The 18,612-nt window shown below is 72.9% G+C and carries 11 protein-coding genes and 3 tRNA genes; 7 read left to right on the plus strand and 7 right to left on the minus strand.

From position 1 onward, the window contains the following. Positions 1–31 precede the first annotated feature (31 nt). The 3 genes from ACZ5NW_RS12135 to ACZ5NW_RS12145 all read right to left on the minus strand — a co-directional run bounded on the left by ACZ5NW_RS12135 (position 32) and on the right by ACZ5NW_RS12145 (position 3,828). Positions 32–1,615, minus strand: a complete 1,584-nt coding sequence (locus tag ACZ5NW_RS12135; protein ID WP_468743709.1) for a protein kinase domain-containing protein — start codon at positions 1,613–1,615, stop codon at positions 32–34. A 142-nt stretch (positions 1,616–1,757) separates the two neighbouring features. Continuing rightward, positions 1,758–3,161 carry a sensor histidine kinase gene (locus tag ACZ5NW_RS12140; protein WP_468743710.1) on the minus strand — a complete coding sequence of 468 codons (1,404 nt, stop codon included), beginning with the start codon at positions 3,159–3,161 and terminating at the stop codon, positions 1,758–1,760. Beyond that, entirely contained in the window at positions 3,151–3,828 is a 678-nt protein-coding gene (locus tag ACZ5NW_RS12145; RefSeq protein ID WP_468743711.1) for a response regulator transcription factor, read from the minus strand. Before ACZ5NW_RS12145 ends, ACZ5NW_RS12140 begins: the two co-directional genes overlap by 11 nt. A gap of 73 nt (positions 3,829–3,901) precedes the next feature. Between ACZ5NW_RS12145 and ACZ5NW_RS12150 the strand changes: the two genes are divergently transcribed. Together ACZ5NW_RS12150 and ACZ5NW_RS12155 are read left to right on the plus strand one after the other, a co-directional pair. Next, positions 3,902–4,603, plus strand: a complete 702-nt coding sequence (locus tag ACZ5NW_RS12150) for a class I SAM-dependent DNA methyltransferase (protein ID WP_468743712.1) — start codon at positions 3,902–3,904, stop codon at positions 4,601–4,603. Between the two features lie 96 nt (positions 4,604–4,699). Beyond that, on the plus strand, positions 4,700–6,580 hold the full coding sequence (locus ACZ5NW_RS12155; RefSeq protein WP_468743876.1) for an ATP-binding SpoIIE family protein phosphatase: 1,881 nt from the start codon (positions 4,700–4,702) through the stop codon (positions 6,578–6,580). 16 nt (positions 6,581–6,596) lie between these two features. Here ACZ5NW_RS12155 and ACZ5NW_RS12160 read toward each other — a convergent pair whose 3' ends face one another. Then, entirely contained in the window at positions 6,597–10,940 is a 4,344-nt protein-coding gene (locus tag ACZ5NW_RS12160) for a caspase family protein (RefSeq protein ID WP_468743713.1), read from the minus strand. A 215-nt stretch (positions 10,941–11,155) separates the two neighbouring features. Between ACZ5NW_RS12160 and ACZ5NW_RS12165 the strand changes: the two genes are divergently transcribed. Beyond that, on the plus strand, positions 11,156–12,277 hold the full coding sequence (locus ACZ5NW_RS12165) for a PP2C family protein-serine/threonine phosphatase (RefSeq protein ID WP_468743714.1): 1,122 nt from the start codon (positions 11,156–11,158) through the stop codon (positions 12,275–12,277). A gap of 87 nt (positions 12,278–12,364) precedes the next feature. On the opposite strand, the gene ACZ5NW_RS12170 is transcribed toward ACZ5NW_RS12165, so the two are convergent. From ACZ5NW_RS12170 to ACZ5NW_RS12180, 3 genes are all read right to left on the minus strand, one after another. Further along, positions 12,365–12,441: transfer RNA gene (locus ACZ5NW_RS12170), tRNA-Ile, on the minus strand. A 166-nt stretch (positions 12,442–12,607) separates the two neighbouring features. Then, positions 12,608–12,680: transfer RNA gene (locus tag ACZ5NW_RS12175), tRNA-Asn, on the minus strand. Positions 12,681–12,685: 5 nt separating this feature from the next. After that, positions 12,686–12,758: transfer RNA gene (locus tag ACZ5NW_RS12180), tRNA-Asn, on the minus strand. A gap of 144 nt (positions 12,759–12,902) precedes the next feature. Here ACZ5NW_RS12180 and ACZ5NW_RS12185 point away from each other — a divergent pair. From ACZ5NW_RS12185 to ACZ5NW_RS12200, 4 genes are all read left to right on the plus strand, one after another. Next, on the plus strand, positions 12,903–13,205 hold the full coding sequence (locus ACZ5NW_RS12185) for a YtxH domain-containing protein (protein ID WP_468743715.1): 303 nt from the start codon (positions 12,903–12,905) through the stop codon (positions 13,203–13,205). 52 nt (positions 13,206–13,257) lie between these two features. Continuing rightward, entirely contained in the window at positions 13,258–14,709 is a 1,452-nt protein-coding gene (locus ACZ5NW_RS12190) for a xylulokinase (protein WP_468743716.1), read from the plus strand. A 206-nt stretch (positions 14,710–14,915) separates the two neighbouring features. Further along, positions 14,916–16,649, plus strand: coding sequence for an ABC transporter ATP-binding protein (locus ACZ5NW_RS12195; protein WP_468743717.1), 1,734 nt, complete (start codon positions 14,916–14,918; stop codon positions 16,647–16,649). Next, positions 16,649–18,577 (plus strand): ABC transporter ATP-binding protein, encoded by a 1,929-nt coding sequence (locus tag ACZ5NW_RS12200; protein WP_468743718.1) that lies wholly within the window; start codon positions 16,649–16,651, stop codon positions 18,575–18,577. The genes ACZ5NW_RS12195 and ACZ5NW_RS12200 overlap by 1 nt, the downstream gene beginning before the upstream one ends. Positions 18,578–18,612 lie beyond the last annotated feature (35 nt).

An 18,612-nucleotide genomic window follows, 5' to 3' on the forward strand; every position in this document is an offset into this window, starting at 1 on the left:
TCAGGACGGTGAGCGGTTCCGGAACGAGCGGTCACCGGGTGTCGCGCAAGGCCGTCCACGTCGGGTGGGTCACCGTGCCGGTCGGGGGGAGGGAGCGGGTGGTCTGGAAGGTGCGTACCGCTGATTCCGTGGGCTCGTCGAAGGTGCCGGTCACGGGCACCGCGTAGCCGCGGGCGGCGAGGATGCACTGGACCTGCTGGACGCGCTTGCCGGTGTCGCCGCGGCGGGTGCGGCCGCTGCCGTCGTAGTACGCGCAGTCGGTGAGCCAGGGGGCCGCGGCCGACGGGGTCGGGGTCGCGGTGGGTGGGGGTGTCGCGGTGGGTGACGTGGTGCGCGGGGTGGGGGTGGGTGTCGGGGTGGTCCTGGGGTGGGCCGCCTCCCCCGGGGTGACCTCGGCGTTCTCGTCGGGGGGCGCGCCCGCCGGGGACGCGCCGTCCGAGGGGCTGTGCGGGGCGGACGCGGGGGTGGTCGCGGCCGTGCCGGGAGGGGGAGCGGCGTCCGGCGCGGGCGTGCGGTCGTGCGGCAGGAGCAGGAGGCCGGCGGTCGCCAGGACGGTGACGGTCACGGCTCCGGCGACGATCAGGGCGCGTCTTCGGCGGGGCCGTCGCGCGGGGCGCTGCTCCGGCGGCGGCACCGGGCGGTCCTGGATACGGCGGCGCAGCGTGTCGTACGCCCGCTGGCGGGCCAGGATCCGCTCGGCGAGGGGGCCGGGCCAGCTCGACGGGGCCGTGGCGGTCGCGTTGATGAGGTCCCGGGGGGTGGGGCGTTCGGCCGGGTCCTTCCTCAGGCAGGCCGACAGCAGGTCGGCCAGCTCGGCGTCCGCCTCCGCGATCTCGGTCAGCAGGGCGGGGTCGGGCGTCTCGAACGCCACCCGGTGCATGACGTCCACGCCGGTGCCGTCGCCGAACGGGGCGTGGCCGGTCGCCGCGAAGATCAGGGTGCAGGCCAGCGAGAACACGTCCGAGGCCGGGGTGCACTCGCCGGTGCGCAGATACTCCGGGGACATGTAGGCGGGGGTGCCCACGCGGTCGCCCGTGCCGGTGAGCGCCTCGGCGTCCAGGGCCTTCGAGATGCCGAAGTCGATGACGTGCGTGCCCTTGACCGACAGCAGCACGTTGTTCGGCTTCAGGTCCCGGTGGACGATGCCGGCGGCGGCGAAGTCGCCCAGCGCCGCCCCGAGTTCCGCCAGCAGGCGTCGTACGGCCTGCGGACGCAGCGCGCCGTCGCCGCGCACCGCCTCCTTCAGGGCGACTCCGGGGACGTACTCCGTGGCCATCCACAGCAGTTCGTCGTGGAAGCCGGTGCCGCACAGCCTCGGGGTGTACGGCGTGCTCACCCGGCCGTGCACCGACGCCTCGCGTTCGAAGCGGCGCCGGAAGCGAGGGTCCTCGGCGTACTCCGGGCGGATCACCTTCACGGCGAACAGGCCGGGGCCGCCGTGCGCGGGGCGCGCCAGGTAGACACGGCCCATGCCGCCGCTGCCGAGCAGGGCGAGCGGTGCGTAGGGGCCGACGCGGGCCGGGTCGGCGGGCCGCAACGGGGCGGCGCCGGTCTCCCGGAGCGCGGCGGCCTCGTTCCTCGCCGAGCCAGGTGGCAGCGGCCGCTCGTCTGACACAGAACCCCCGAAGTCACCTTCACCGTACGCCAGTTCGTCCCCCGAGAAGAGATACGAGGCTAGCCCAGCCGACGCTCGGGGTCAGCCGTTCCCCCCACTTCCGCCGAGGGAAATCCTCCCCGGCGCCGCCCCAGCCCGCCGCTCACTCCGCCGACGGCAGCCTGACGACGAACCGCGCCCCCGTCGCACCCTCCGCCGCCCCCTCCACCCTGTCCGCCCCCTCCACCGCCGCCCTCCCCCCGTGCGCCGACGCCACCTCCGCCACGATCGCCAGCCCCAGGCCCGCCCCGCCGCCCTCCCGCGAGCGGGACGCGTCGAGGCGTACGAAGCGTTCGAACACCCGCCCCCGGTCGGCCTCCGGAAGGCCCGGACCGTCGTCCTCCACGGTCAGCCGCACCCATCCGTCACCCCCGTCCACCAGCCCGAACGCCACCCGCTCCCGGGCGTACCGCGCCGCGTTCTCCCCCAGGTTCCGCACCAGCCGCCGCAGCGCCTCCGCGTCGCCCGTCACCCGCGCCGCCCCCACCCCCGCCCCGTCGACCCGGAGCCCGGGCGCGGCCGTCCGCAGCCGCCGGATCTCCTCCAGGACCAGGTCGTCGAGGTCCACCGGCCGCCCGCCGTCCCGCAGCAGCCCGCTCTCGTCCGCGCGGGCCAGCAGCAACAGGTCGTCGACCAGCCGCTGCATCCGTACGGCCTCCTCGCGCACCGTCCCCGCCAGCGCCCCCGCGTCGGCCCGTTCCGGATGGGCCAGCGCGACCTCCGCGTGCTGCCGTACGGTCGCGACCGGGGAGCGCAGTTCGTGCGAGGCGTCGGAGACGAAACGACGCTGGGCGGCCTCCGCCCGGGCCACCCGCCCCAGCGCGCGCCCCACCGCGAGCCAGGTCGCCCCGGCCGCGAGGACGAGCAGCACCGGCACCCCGATGAACAGCAGCCGCGTCACCGTGTCCACGGCCTCGGCGACCCCGGCCGGGGTGCGCCCGTCCAGCACGACCAGCTCCCGGTCCCCGGCGCGTGCGCCCACCGCGACCACCAGGAACGGGTCCTCGTCGAGCGGGGTGTCCACCGAGGTGTCCCCGCCCGGCCGCAGCCGCGCCAGCGCCGGCCGCCCGGCGACGTTCGCGCTGGCCGCGACCACCCGCCCCCGGGCATCGAGGACCTGGAGGAACTCCTCGTTCGGATCGGCCACCGTCGGCGCGGGCACCCCCCGCCCCGCCTCGATCACCGCGGCCACCTGCTCCGCCCGCGCCCGCGCCGCGTCCCGTACGTCGTTGCTGAGCTCGGTCCGCAGCCCCAGCACGAGGGCCGTACCGCCGCCGACGAGCGCGACGGCGACCGCGAGCACCGCGATCAGCGTGGCCCGCACCCGTACGGCCCGCAGGCGCCGCTGCTGCTGGGCCGAGGTCTGCCGGACCGACGTCTGCTGGGCCGACGTCTGCCGGGCCGCGGCCCGTCGCGCCGCCGCCGCACGCTCCTCCGCCGCCTCACGCTCGGCCGCCGCCGCTCGCTCCGCCGCCGCTCGCCGCGACGCGGCCCCGTCAGCCGTCATCTGGCACCAGCCGATACCCGTGCCCCCGCACCGTCCGCAGCGAGTCCCGCCCGAAGGGCCGGTCGACCTTGTTGCGCAGCCGCCGGACGTACACCTCCACGATGTTCGGGTCGCCCTCGAAGTCGTCGCCCCAGACCTGGTCGAGGATGACCCGTTTGGACACCGCCTCCCCGGCCCGCCGCAGCAGGAACTCCAGCACGGCAGACTCCCGTGCCGTGATCTCGACCTCCCGCCCCGCCCGGGTGACCGTCCGGGTCGCCGGGTCGAGCCGCAGATCGCCGGCCGCGAGCGGCGCGGGCCGCTGTCTCGCCTCCCGCCGCAGCAGGGCGCGCAGATGCGCGAGGAGTACGGCGTAGGAGACCGGCTTGGTCAGATAGTCGTCGGCGCCGGTGTCCAGGCCCTCGATCTCGTCCCACTCGCCCTCCTTGGCGGTGAGCATGAGGATCGGGGTCCAGTCGCCGTCGGCCCGCAGGGCCCGGCAGACGCGGTAGCCGTTCAGCCCGGGCAGCATGATGTCGAGGAGGATCGCGGCGTAGCTGTTCTCCCGGGCCAGCCACAGCCCGTCCACACCGTCACGCGCCACATCCACGGCGAAGCCCTCGGCCTCCAGGCCGTCCCTGAGCCCGTCCGCGAACCGCTCCTCGTCCTCGACGACCAGCACGCGCATGCCTTCACGCTAGCGGTGGCATACAGCTGGCACACGCCACCGCCCACGCCAAAGCCGTACGAACTATGAAAAAATGAACCACTGGTCATCGGAGAGGGATCCTGTGAGCAACGAGCCCGACTACGCCGGCCTGCGCCTCGACCGCACGGGTCAGGCAGAGGCCTTCGACGCCATCGGCAATCGCTACGACGAGGCGTTCCCGCACAAGGAAGGGCAGGTCGCCGCCACCGAATGGCTCGCCGGGACACTGCCGCCCGGGTCCCGGGTGCTGGACCTGGGCTGCGGTACGGGGCTGCCGACGGCGCGGCTGCTGACCGACGCCGGGTTCGGTGTCGTGGGCGTCGATCTGTCGGCCGGGATGATCGCGCTGGCCCGCCGCCATGTGCCCGAGGCGGAGTTCCGTCGGGCGGACATCGCGGACCTGCGGCCCGGGGGGACCGTCGACCTCGGCCGCTTCGACGCGGTCGCCGCGTTCTTCTCCCTGCTCATGCTGCCGCGCGCGGAGATCCCCCAGGCACTGCGCACGATCCATGGGCTGCTCAAGCCCGGCGGCCTGTTCGTACTGGCGATGGTGGAGGCCGACGTGGACGACTTCGCGATCCCCTTCATCGGCAGCACCATCCGGGTCTCCGGCTATCTCCGGGACGATCTGCGCAGGGTGGTCGAGTCGGCGGGCTTCGACATCGTCGACGAGTCCTCCTACAGCTACGCGCCGGCCAGCGCGGACGTCCCGCCCGAGGTGCAGATCTTCCTGCGCTGCGCGCGCCGCGAGTGAGAAGCGACCGACGTGAGCAAGCACCCCGTCGCCCACGAGGGCCCCGGCAACCAGCCCGCCGGGGCCACCCGCCACACCCCGACGGGCCCCGCACCCATGCCCCCGGACCCACCGCTACGACACCGTCCACCCCACCCCCCGGAGGGCCGCCCCACCCCACGAACGGAAGCCCGTTCCATCCCACAAACGGACGCGCCCCCGGAAGCCCGCTCCCACCCCCGCACGGACCCACCCCCTGAAACCCGCCCCACCCCACGCCCGGACCCCCCACCGGAAGCCCGGCCGCAGCCGCCGGAGAGTCGGCCGCAGCCCGGCGCCGAGCCGCAGCCCCCGGCGAACCGTTCCCGCCCGCAGACCGATCGGCTTCGTTATCTCGACGCGGCCACCCGGCGTATCGCGCGAGGCATGGATCTCGATGAGACGCTGGCCGAGCTGTGCCGGGCGGCTGTGCCGGAGTTCGCCGATGCCGCGTTCGTCCATCTCTGCGATCCGCTCCCCGTCGGGGACGAGCCGCCGGAGATCGCGCCCGTGCTGCGCCTGCACACCGCCGCCCCGGAGACGGACGCCGGGTCGCCCCCGGCCGTGTTCGACCCCGTCGGCCCCGGTCCCCTCACCGACCTCCTGCACTCCGGCCGCCCCGCCCTGGGCGACGCCCCGGGCATCGCCTCCGCCGCGGCCGAACTGCTGGGCCGCGCCCCGGCCGGCCGCCGCCTGATCATCGCCCCGCTGCGCGGGCGCAGCCAGGTCATGGGCAGCGTCGCCCTGCTCCGCGGCCCCGACCGGCCGCCCTTCACCGGCGACGACGTCCTCGTCGCCTCCCAGCTCGCCACCCACACCGCACTCGGCATCGACAAGGCCGTGCTCTACGCCCGCGAGGCGTCCATGGCCGACGCGCTCCAGCGCACCATGCTGCCGCCGTCCCTGCCCGAGCCGACCGGCGTCCGCCTGGCCAGCCGCTATCTGCCGGCCTCGCGGACCGCACGGGTCGGCGGCGACTGGTACGACGTGATCCCGCTCCCCGGCAACCGGGTCGCCCTCGTCATCGGCGACGTGATGGGTCACTCCACGACATCCGCCGCGATCATGGGCCAGCTGCGCACCATCGTGCAGACGCTGGCCGGTCTCGACCTGCCCCCCGAGGAGGTCCTGCACCACCTCGACGAGCAGGCGGAACGCCTCGGCAGCCAGCACATCGCGACCTGCCTCTACGCGCTGTACGACCCCGTCCTGCACCGCCTGCTGGTGTCCAACGCCGGCCATCCGCCCCCGCTGCTGCTGCACCCGGACGGCCGCGCCGAACTGCTGCGGGTGCCGACGGGTACACCGATCGGCGTCGGCGGCAGCACCTTCGAGTCGACGGAGATGCACGCCCCGTCCGGCGCCACGCTGCTGCTGTACACCGACGGCCTGGTCGAGTCCCGGGAGACGGATGTGCTGACCGGCGTCGAGCGGCTGCGTACGCGTCTCGCCGGCGCACCCCGGTCCGCGCCCGCCTCACTGGAGGCGGTGTGCGACGAGGCGCTCGGCGCCCTGGGCACGGTGAGCCGCGACGACGACATCGCGCTGCTCGCCGCCCGCTTCGAGGGCATCCGCCCGGAGACGGTGGCGTACTGGTATCTCGCCCCGCATCCGCGCACCGCGGGCCAGGCCCGGCTGCTCACCCGCCGCACCCTGTCCCGCTGGGGCCTGGACGACCTGCTGGAGTCGACGGAGCTGCTGATCAGCGAGGTCGTGGCGAACGCGGTCCGCTTCGCGTCCCGGCCGATCGTGCTGCGGCTGCTGCGCACCGACGTGCTGCGCTGCGAGGTCGTCGACGACTCCCCCCTGATCCCGCGCATGCGGCACGCCCGGCTCAGCGACGAGGGCGGCCGGGGCCTGTTCCTCGTCGACCAGCTGGCGCTGCGCTGGGGCGCGACCCGGCTGAGCACGGGCAAGGTCGTCTGGTTCGAACAGGCCCTGCAACCGCCTCCGCGATAGCCGCCCCGCCGGCCGTTCAGGAGCCGGGGTGCGGGAGCCGTAGACAGATCAGGCCGGCCAGGGTGCGCACCACGACGCGGTCGTCGGCGACGACGGTCCACTCCAGGACACGGGTGCCCAGCGGGATGTGGCACACGGTCGTGCGCCGCTCGGCGTCGACGAGGTGGAGGCTGTCGTCGGAGCAGATCATCACGGCGGCGGGCCGGTCGCCGGACGTCAGCAGGCGCAGGCCCACCACGGATTGTCCTTCCGGCGGCAGCCAGTCGAGCAGCGTGGCGCGGTTCCGGGCGTCCTGGACGAGGACCCGCCGGTCGGCGCACGCGTAGCCGACGACCAGCCGCTCGCGCCAGTTTCCGAGGGCCATGACCAGTCCCCAGCGGCCTCGCGCGACCTCCGCGCGCGGTCGCAGCCGGCCCGCCTTGCGGAGCCCCGGCATCTCGTACAGCCGGACGGCCCGCCCGGGCAGCAGCAGTGTCGCCGCGTACGCCCGTCCGGCGACGCAGGCCACGTCCACCGCGACATGGTCGAGGCCGCGCAGACCGACGGCGAACGTCAGCGGGACCCGGTGGCGTCCGAGGAGCGCCCCGGTGCGCGAGTCGGTCGCCAGGACGCCCTCGCTGGTCACGCTCACTGTCAAGGGAAGGTCCGGGCCCGGCAGTTGGACGTATGCCGTGGGGAGCGGCCCGTCGTCCGACGGGACACCCCGTGGCGTGGCCGTCGGTCCGTCCGGCGGCAGGGCGAGTTCCTCGCCGGAGTCACCGTCGACGGCGCGGTCACCCGGAGCGGCGCCGAGGACGACGACCCGGTCGTTCACGCGCTCCGCCCTGAGATACGTCCTGGACACGGGGGTGAGGGAGAGGGGCCGGGCCGTGAACGGCGTGTCCGGTCCGGTGGGTCTGGGGACGGTCCAGACGCGCAGCGGCTGTCCGTTGCTCGTCGAGGTGACGACGGCGGTCGCGTCCCGGTCCACGGGCAGCGCGAGCACCGCCTGCGCGACCTCTCCCGTCCGCACCGGCTCCGCCAGGCGTCCGCCGTCGGCGAAGTGGACGAGCCAGTCGTTCACGTTGACCAGGACGTCGTCGACGGGGGGCGGGCCGGGCAGGAGGGCCGGCTGGACGTCGTCACTCGCGGACGCCCCGACGAGTTGCGCCGGATCGGGAGGTACGACTCCTGAACCGACCGTGAGATTCCTGGCCGCCCAGCGGGCGAACGCGTCGGAACCGAGCTTGGTCCTCCTCTCCTCCCTCGATTTGAGGGCCCACTTCTTTTCCTTCTCCTCCACTTCGAGGGTCCAGCGCACCAGGAAATGGTCCTTTTCGGCGGACACAAGGTATGCGGTGGTGATACCGGTTTCCGGGGTTGTCTGGGTCACGACTTCGACGATGTCCCGCCGGAAGCAGGCGGAAACGATCAGCTCGTTGTCCGATCCGGTGCAGGTGAGGGACCGCAGCCGCAGATCCACGCTGCCGTCACTGGTCTCCGGGAGGAGCCGGGGCGGTCTGAGGGAGCCGGACTTCAGGCCGCTCGTGGTGTCCATCACCGTCCCGTAGCCGCCGGGGTTCATCCGCACGAACACCGGCCGCCCGCCGACCATGCCGAGCGCGAACGAGTCGTCGGCGCGCCCTCTGTCGAACCAGGGCTTGGCGTGCTCGTCAGTCTCCGCGTTCCAGACGGCCGTCCAGCGCCTGCCGGCCACGAGCAGCCACGGTCCGAGGCCGTCGTCGCAGCCGATCATCGTGACGGCGTGCGACCGCACGGGCAGGGTCAGCTCGCCGGCCTCCTCGCCCGTCGCGAAGTCCCACAGCCGGATCCGGTTGCGGGACTGGAGCGTGGCGAGCACGACGCGCCCGTCGACCCGCAGGGGCACGGTCGCGAGGACCGGGCTGTCGAAGCTGCCGATGGCACGGGAGGCGGCGACCGGCTCCACGCGGGCCCACGCCACGTCCCACGGCCGGTCGGGGAAGCGTTCGGCGAGGTCCGCCAGGAGTCGCGGGGCGTGCGACTGGACCGCCGCCAGGCCGAGCACCGCGGCACGCCGGCGCGGATCGGGCTCCGACTGGAGCAGCGGCTTGCAGCGCTCCCACGCCCCCACGGCGGCGACCGCCGGCTGCTGCCGCTCGTCCGCCCGCATGCCGGGAAGGGCGGCCGTCACCGCGCGCTGCAGTCCCTGCGCCTGCGCGAACACGAGGAACTGGGGGTCCGTGACGACCTCGGCGAGCATGCCGTGCTGGGCCAGGTGGGTGGCGAGGTGCGTCCGCAGATACGGGTCCGCGGCGCTCCAGTCGCGGGTCGGGGTGCCGGGCGCGGTGGGTACGCAGTCCAGCAGCGCCCGGGCCACCCGCGCGCCGGTGTCGGGCGGCAGCCCCGCCCGCAGTTCCTCGGCGAAGGCCTGGTGGAAGAGCCGGTAGACGGACCGGCCCTCGGCGTCGGTGTCCTCGGCGATGTGCTGGGCCATCTCCTTGAGGATCCAGCGGAGATCGTCGCCGGACACGGCGGAATCGGCACCGGCACTGGCGTCCGTACCGGTGTCGCTTTCCGTCGTGAGCACGCCGGCGATCGCCTGCCAGACCGGACCGGCGGGCAGTCCCTCGCCGTGCGCCAGCGCCAGGGCGGTGAGCAGGGCCCGCCCGTACCGTTCCCGGGCCTTCAGCCGGCTGCTGACCGCCCAGCCGAACGCCTCGGCGACCGCCCCGTCCTCGGGAAGCTCCGGCAGCCCCTCGCGCCAGTCGGGTTCGTCGACCGGGAGGGCGTGCGGCTGCTGGGCGAGGGTGCGGGCGAGCAGCCGCGCCGCCAGGTACACGCCCTGCGCCCGGTCGGCGATCTCCCGCGCGACCAGCGAGAGCGAGTCGGTCTTGACGGCCGCGTACGGGCTGGTGCTGGCGGGACCGTCCGGCGCGAGCAGGAGCTTGCGGGCGTACCGCGCGATGTCGTCCGCGCCCGTCCAGCGCGGGTCGTCGAGGTCGAGCGTCGTGAAGCCGTCGCCGAAGTACCGGGCGACATGCGGCCGGGCGCCGACCAGGAGCCGTACGCAGGCGAGCCCTGCCAGCGGCTGGAGCAGTTCGTCGACGATGCGGGCCGGCTCGGCGGTGGAACCGGGTGGGCCGGCCTCGTCGAGGGCGTCGACGATCACGTAGAGGGGCTCGACGCGCTCCTTCAGGGCCGCCTGGAGCGCCGCGGGCCCCTCGTCCGGGAGGCCCGCGGCCGCCGCAATGCCGGCGCAGATGTCCTCCAGGAGGCGGTGCCGGGCGTGGATGGCCGCGTGGATCACACCGTCGGGCAGCGGCACGTCGGACGGGACGTCGTCCAGGGTGCGGCGCTTGTCGGGGTCCGCGAGCAGGACGAGGCGTCCGATCACGGCGGACTTGCCGACGCCGGGCCCGCCGGTGACCAGGACGTCGGCGGGGGCGGGCAGATGTCCGTTCGCCCAGTCCACGAGCCGGGTCATGACCTCCTCGCGCCCCGTGAAGAGGGACTGGCCGGTCGCGATCGCGTCGGAGCCGCGGCCGCGTGGGGCGAAGTGGGCCAGCAGCTCCTGGTGCCTGCGCAGGCCCTCGGCCGTCACCCACGCCTGCTGTTCGGCCAGATCGACGGGGGCCTCGTCCTGGTCCGGGAGGTCGGGCACGTAACGGGGGTTGGGGAAGAAGACGAATCCCTCGTCGACCAGGGAGCGGCAGGCGGCGTGCTGGGGGACGCCGAGTTTACGGAAGGTGCGGTTGACGTGCTCGACGATGTCGCGCAGCCGGATGCCCTCCTGACGGTTGCCGCCGAGGCACAGGTCGCGCAGCGCGTATTCGAGGGCCTCGGCGAAGGCGCCGTCGTAGGCGGATTCCCGGGCCCGGGACGCCACCAGCACGGACAGATCGGTGATCAGTCGCGCCGTCCGCCGTGCCCCGGCGGCGAGTTGGGCGAGGGTGCGTTCGGCGTGGGCCGCGATCACATCGGCGCCGCCCTGGCCGGAGTGGCAGGTGTCGATGATCAGCAGCAGGCGCTGGACCCCGAATCCGGCGAGGAGACCGGGCAGGGTGTCGGTCTGGAGCGCGTTGACCGCGAGTTCGCCCCTGCCGAACAGGCTGTCGGTGAATTGCAGGTGGTGCCTGTCGCCGTTGTCCGTGTCCACGTCGCCGTGGCCGGTGTAGTAGAGGACGAGAGCGTGGTCGACGTGGTCGGTCCCGCGGGCCCAGGCGGCGAGCTGGGTCCGGTATTGATGTGCCGTCAGGTCGAGCCAGGGGGCGTCCACTTGATAGCCGAAGGACGAGAACACCGTTCGCAGCCGGGCGAGATCGTCGGGCACCTGCGGAAGGTGCCGGGGCTCAAGGTCCTCGTACCGCTCGGTACCGGCGAGAATCGCTGTGCGACGCACCCGCCGACTGTAACGGCCCGACCAGCCGCCGCGCAGCCCGCTGACGGCACCGGCGAACCGTCGTCGCCACAGGTCGCCCCGGGCAGGATGAGCGGGCCGTGGCCTGCCGGGGGCGGGGGGCCTCGGGCGCCGGCACCCTCGAAGACGGGCGACACGGCGGACGGGCGGTCCCGTAGCGCAGGCATGATCCGCACAAAACGGTGTATCCAGGACTTATGGTTCCTCGACGACTCCGCACGGCCCGCCGCGCGCCACGGGAGCCAGTCCATCCGCTGCTGGCGGTGCCGATCGCGCTGATCGCCGCGGTGACGGCACTCGACGTGCTGGCTCCGGCCAGCGTCCACCTCGGCCCGTTCCTGATCGCCGCGCCCGCCGTCACGGCGTCGTTCGCCGGACCCCGCACGACGGCGTACGTCGGCGCGCTCGCCGTCCTGGCTCAGGCCGTGCTCGGGGCGGTGCGCACCGACCTCTTCGACCTGAACCACTCCGTCCAGATCATCACCCTGATCCTGATGTCCGCGTTCGTGACCTCCTTCGCCGCCCGGCGGGAGCGGCACGAACGGGAGCTGAGCCGGCTGCGCTCGGTGGCCACCGCCGCGCAGGAAGTCGTCCTCAAGCCGCTCCCCCACCGGATCGGCCCGCTGCGCATCGCCTCGGTCTACCTGGCCGCCGAGCGCGAGGCCCAGATCGGCGGCGACCTCTACGCCGCCGCGCGCACGGCGGAGGGGACCCGGATCGTCATCGGCGACGTCCGGGGCAAGGGACTGGAGGCGGTCGGGGACGCCGCCCTCCTGCTCGGCGCCTTCCGGGCCGCCGCCCACAAACAGGCCGATCTGTCCTCGCTGGTCACCTTCCTGGAGGGAACCGTCTCCTCGGACCTGGACGACCCGGCGGCCGGCGAGAACCGGACGGAGGCCCACGGCGAGGCGTTCATCACCGCCGCCGTGCTGGACGTGCCGGACGACGAACCGGCCCTGCGCCTGATCAACTGCGGGCACCCGCCGCCCCTGCTGCTGCGCGGCGGCCGGATCAGCCGGCTGGAGGTGCGCCGACCGGCCCCGCCCCTGGGCCTCACGGAGTTCGTGGACACCGAACTGTCCGTGGAGACGTTCGCCTTCGAACCCGGCGACATCGCGCTCCTCTACACGGACGGCGTCATCGAGGCCCGCGACGGGGACGGCACCTTCTACCCGCTGACGGAACGCGCCCTCACCGGCTCCGGCAAGGGCCCCGACGCGCTCCTGGCCCACCTGTGCCAGGACCTGCTGCGCCACGCGGGCGGCCATCTGGGGGACGACGCGGCGATGGTGGCGATCGAACGGGTACCGCATCCATGACCCGGCCCCGAAACCGACGAAAGCCCCTCCGGCGCGGAGGGGCTGACGCTACGGCACAGGTGAAAACGTTCCTGCGCCGACCAGCGGTGGTGGGGCGGGTGGGACTCGAACCCACGGCCGACGGATTATGAGTCCGCTGCTCTAACCGGCTGAGCTACCGCCCCATAGCGGCGTGTCGCGTACATGTGTGCGCGCCGTCTGCCGCAGCATAGCCGCTCATACGATCTCCTGCCTCGGATGGTCGGCTTCGCATGACCTTGAGGACTACGCCCTGGGCAGGGCGGTTCCCCGGGACATGAAAAAGGACCCCTGAGGGGTCCTCGTTCACTGCTCCCCCGACTGGACTCGAACCAGTAACCTGCCGGTTAACAGCCGGCTGCTCTGCCAATTGAGCTACGGAGGACCGAGCTCCCCCGACTGGACTCGAACCAGTAACCTGCCGGTTAACAGCCGGCTGCTCTGCCAATTGAGCTACGGAGGAATGCCTCGTTGCATCGAACGTACCTACCTGGGTATTCGCCAGGGGGCGCCCGCTCGCTGCGACACATACATTAGCGCAAGCAGGGGGGTGCTTTGCCAATCGGTACTCCCCACGAGACTCCCCCACGAGGGAAGGGTGGCCGTCATGCGCTACAAGCTCACGTTCGTCGCCGGACTCGCCCTGGGCTACGTGCTGGGCACGCGGGCCGGCCGCGAGCGCTACGAGCAGCTGAGGAAGTCAGCACGCCGACTCGCCCAGAACCCCGCCGTACGCAACACCGCGGAGACGGCCGCCCAGCAGGGCCGCCAGTACGCGGGCAAGGCGTACCACGCGGTCAGCGGGAAGCTCGGCGACCGTGTCCCGGACTCGGTGGCGGACCGCGTCCGCTCCCTGCGCGAGCGCGGTGCGAACGCGTCCGAGGACGACTGGGGGACCAGCAACACCTGACCGACGGTCTCCCCTGCCCGAACCGGCACGGTCATGCGGCAAAATCTGAGCCATGGGGATAGTCGCCGGGTTGGACAGTTCGCCCGATTTCACTCGCATCGTCGTCTGCGACACGGACACGGGTGCCGTGCTCCGGCAGGGCTACGCACCGCATCCCGTCGACGGCCCGGAGGGCACGCGCCCGAGCGACGTCGATCCGCAGGCCTGGCTGCTGTCCCTCGGCGAGGCCGCGGGCGGCGGCCTCCTGGAGGGTGTGCAGGCCATCGGCGTCTCGTCCCAGCAGAACGCGCTGGTCCCGCTGGACGCCCAGGGCAACACCGTGCGCCCCGCGATCGTCGGCGGGGACAAGCGCGCGCAGGTCGCGGCGGCCGATCTGATCGACGCCCTCGGCGGGCGCGAGGCGTGGGCGCAGGCCGTGGGCTGCGTGCCGCAGGCCGCGCAGCCGGTGACCAAGCTGCGCTGGCTCAGCAGGACCGAACCCGACGCCGCCGCGCGCACCGCCGTCCTGCTCCAGGCCCACGACTGGCTCGTGTGGCAGCTGCTCGGGCGGCCGGTGCGCCGGACCACGGACCGGGGCGGGGCGTCGGGCACGGGGTACTGGTCGGCCGCGACCGGCGGCTACCGGCCCGACCTGGTCGAGCTGGCGCTCGGTCACCAGGCCATGCTGCCCGAGGTGATCGGGCCGTCCGACGCGGCCGGTACGACCCCGGAGGGGCTGCTGATCTCCGCCGGGACCGGGGAGACCATGGCGGCCGCGCTGGGCCTCGGGATCGGGCTCGGCGACGCCGTCGTGTCGCTGGGCGCCTCCGGCTCCGTGATGGCCGTGCATCCCGAGGCGCTGGTCGACAGCAGCGGGATGATCACCTCGCTCGCCGACGCGACCGGCATGCACCTGCCCGTCGTGACCACCCTCAACGCCGTACGGACCCTGCGCGGCACCGCCGAGCTGCTCGGGCTGCCCGATCTGGAGAGCCTGTCCGACCTGGCGATGAAGTCGACGCCGGGCTCCCACGGGCTGGTGCTGCTGCCCTACCTGGAAGGTGAGCGCACCCCGAACCTGCCGCACACGGCGGGGACGCTCGCGGGGCTGCGGCGCGAGTCGATGAAGCCGGAGCATCTCGCGCGGGCCGCCTTCGAGGGGATGCTGTGCGGGCTCGCCGACGCGCTCGACGTGCTGCGCGGGCGGGGCGTGGAGGTGCGGCGGGTCTTCCTGCTGGGGGCGGCGGCCGAGCTGTCGGCCGTGCAGTCGGCGGCGCCGGCGCTCTTCGGCGCGCAGATCGTCGTACCGCAGCCCGCCGACTACGCGGCGATCGGTGCGGCCCGGCAGGCCGCGTGGGCGCTCGGTGTCTCGCAGGGGACCCTGGATCCGCGCAATCCGCCGGCCTGGCAGGGGGCGGCCGCGCAGGTCCTGGAGCCGGGCGACGACCTGGCGGTGGGGCAGGCGGTGCGCCAGCAGTTCGTGTCGGTGCGGGAGCAGACCCATCCGGGAGCGTTCCGGCTGTAGCCCGGCCCGGGGAGCCGACGGCCCTCTTGAAGAAAGACGCGGGCGGTCCGTGGAAGGTTGAGCGTTTCAGCTCGTGGCTCAACGGGGCAGTCTGTTGGGTTAATCGGTTGAGGTAACACGGGTGGAGTGACCGACGATAGGGGCCAGGGGCAACCAACCGCCCCGACCGCCGACTCCGCCCGCCCGCCGACTCCGAGAGACACAGCGTGCTCATACGACTTCTGCGGACCTGTCTCAGGCCCTACAAGAAACCCATCGCCCTCCTGCTCCTGCTCCAGTTCCTGCAGACCTGCGCGACGCTCTACCTGCCCACCCTGAACGCGGACATCATCGACGACGGTGTGGTCAACGGCGACACCGGCTACATCCTGTCCAAAGGCGGCCTGATGATCGGCGTCGCGCTGGCGCAGGTCGTGTGCAACATCGGTGCCGTGTACTACGGCGCGCGCACCGCGTCCGCGCTGGGGCGGGACCTGCGGGCGGCCGTGTTCGACCGCGTGCAGTCCTTCTCCGCGCGTGAGGTGGGTCACTTCGGAGCACCGTCGCTGATCACCCGTACGACGAACGACGTCCAGCAGATCCAGATGCTGGTCCTGATGTCGTTCACGCTGATGGCGTCGGCGCCCATCATGTGCGTCGGCGGCATCGTCCTCGCCCTCGGCCTCGACGTACCGCTGTCGGGGGTGCTGGTGGCCGTGGTGCCCGTGCTGGGCATCACCGTGACGCTGATCGTGCGGCGGGTGCGCCCGCTGTTCCGGGCCATGCAGGTGCGGCTGGACACGGTGAACCGGGTGCTGCGCGAGCAGATCACCGGCAACCGCGTCATCCGCGCCTTCGTCCGCGACGACTACGAGGAGCAGCGCTTCCGCAAGTCCAACGCCGACCTCACCGAGGTCTCGCTGGGCACCGGCAATCTGCTCGCGCTGATGTTCCCGGTGGTCATGACCGTGGTGAACCTGTCGTCGATCGCGGTGGTGTGGTTCGGCGCGCACCGCATCGACAGCGGCGGCATGCAGATCGGCGATCTGACGGCCTTCCTCGCCTACCTCATGCAGATCGTCATGGCGGTCATGATGGCCACCTTCATGTTCATGATGGTGCCGCGCGCGGAGGTGTGCGCCGAGCGGATCCAGGAGGTCCTGGAGACCGATTCCAGTGTCGTGCCGCCCGTCGCGCCGGTGCGCGAGCTGCGCCGGCGCGGGCATCTGGAGATCCGGGCGGCGGGCTTCCGCTACCCGGGTGCCGAGGAGCCGGTGCTGAAGGCCATCGATCTGGTGGCCAGGCCGGGTGAGACGACCGCCGTGATCGGCTCGACCGGCAGCGGCAAGTCGACGCTGCTCGGGCTGGTCCCGCGGCTGTTCGACGCGACCGACGGTCAGGTCCTGGTCGACGGCGTCGATGTCGCCGACGTCGACCCGCGGCTGCTGGCGAGGACGGTCGGGCTGGTGCCGCAGAAGCCGTATCTGTTCGCGGGGACGGTCGCGACCAATCTGCGCTACGGCAATCCGGACGCCACGGACGAGGAGCTGTGGCACGCGCTGGAGGTCGCCCAGGCGAAGGAGTTCGTGTCCGGCCTGGAGGGCGGGCTGAACGCGCCGATCGCCCAGGGCGGCACCAATGTCTCCGGTGGCCAGCGCCAGCGCCTGGCCATCGCCCGTACGCTCGTGCAGCGCCCGGAGATCTATCTGTTCGACGACTCCTTCTCCGCCCTCGACTACGCGACGGACGCGGCCCTGCGCGCGGCGCTGGCGCGGGAGACCGCGGAGGCGACCGTGGTGATCGTCGCCCAGCGGGTGTCGACCATCCGGGACGCCGACCGGATCGTCGTCCTCGACGAGGGACGCGTCGTCGGTTCGGGCACCCACCACGAGCTGATGGCGGACAACGAGACCTACCGGGAGATCGTGCTCTCCCAGCTGACGGAAGCGGAGGCTGCCTGATGGCCGGGCCGATGGGGCGGATGATGGCCGGGGGCGGCCCCGATCAGCGCTCGATGGACTTCAAGGGCTCGGGCAAGCGGCTCGTCGCCCAGTTCCGACCCGAGCGCCTCACGATCTACGCGCTGCTGTTGTGCGTGGTGGTCAGCGTCGGTCTGAACGTGGTCGGGCCGAAGATCCTCGGCCGGGCCACGGACCTGGTGTTCGCGGGCATCGTCGGCCGGCGGATGCCGGAGGGGGCCTCGAAGGAGCAGGTCCTGGACTCCATGCGGCAGCGCGGCGACGGCGACGCCGCCGACATGCTGAGCGGCACCGACTTCACGCCCGGCGAGGGCATCGACTTCGGCGCGGTCGGGGACGTGCTGCTGCTGGCGCTCGGCACCTTCCTGGTCGCGGGTGTGCTCATGGCGGTGGCGACGCGGCTGGTGAACCGGGCCGTCAACCGGACGATGTTCCGGATGCGCGAGGACGTGCAGACGAAGCTGTCGCGGCTGCCGCTGTCGTACTTCGACAAGCGGCAGCGGGGCGAGGTGCTCAGCCGGGCGACGAACGACATCGACAACATCGGGCAGACCCTCCAGCAGTCGATGGGCCAGCTCATCAACTCGCTGCTGACGATCATCGGCGTGCTGGCGATGATGTTCTGGGTCTCGTGGATTCTCGCGCTGGTCGCGCTGGTGACGGTGCCGCTGTCGGCGGTGGTCGCGACGCGCGTCGGCAAGCGGTCGCAGCCGCACTTCGTGCAGCAGTGGCGGTCGACGGGCAAGCTGAACGCGCACATCGAGGAGATGTACACCGGGCACACCCTGGTGAAGGTGTTCGGCCGGCAGGACGAGTCGGCGAAGCAGTTCGCCGAGCAGAACGAGGCGCTGTACGAGGCCGGGTTCAAGGCGCAGTTCAACAGCGGGATGATGCAGCCGCTGATGTTCTTCGTGTCGAACATCAACTATGTGCTGGTGGCGGTCGTCGGCGGGCTGCGGGTCGCGTCGGGCTCGCTGTCGATCGGCGATGTGCAGGCGTTCATCCAGTACTCGCGCCAGTTCTCGATGCCGCTGACGCAGGTCGCGTCGATGGCGAACCTGGTGCAGTCGGGTGTCGCCTCGGCCGAGCGGGTCTTCGAACTCCTCGACGCCGAGGAGCAGGAGCCCGACCCGGTGGACGGCGTCCGGCCCGAGGAGCTGCGCGGGCGGGTCGCGCTGGAGCAGGTGTCGTTCCGCTACGACCCCGACAAGCCGCTGATCGAGAACCTCTCGCTGACCGTCGAACCCGGTCACACGGTCGCGATCGTCGGCCCGACCGGCGCCGGCAAGACGACGCTGGTGAACCTGCTCATGCGGTTCTACGACGTCTCCGGCGGGCGCATCACCCTCGACGGCGTGGACATCGCGCGGATGTCCCGCAACGAACTGCGCGCCGGTATCGGCATGGTGCTCCAGGACACCTGGCTGTTCGGCGGCACGATCGCGGAGAACATCGCGTACGGCGCGGCGCGCGAGGTCACCCGGGGCGAGATCGAGGAGGCGGCTCGGGCGGCCCACGCGGACCGGTTCATCCGGACGCTGCCCGACGGCTACGACACGGTGATCGACGACGAGGGCACCGGGGTCAGCGCCGGTGAGAAGCAGCTCATCACCATCGCGCGGGCGTTCCTGTCCGATCCGGTGATCCTGGTCCTCGACGAGGCCACCAGCTCGGTCGACACCCGCACCGAGGTGCTGATCCAGAAGGCGATGGCCAAACTCGCCCACGGGCGGACGTCGTTCGTGATCGCGCACCGGCTGTCGACCATCCGGGACGCGGACACGATCCTGGTGATGGAGAACGGCTCGATCGTGGAACAGGGCACGCACACGGACCTGCTGGAGTCCGGCGGGGCGTACGCGCGCCTGTACAAGGCCCAGTTCGCGGAGGCGGTCGCCGAGGTGGACTAGGAAGAAGGACGAAGGGGGCCGCGGCGTGCGGCCCC

The organism is Streptomyces sp. NPDC032126, from assembly GCF_055580085.1.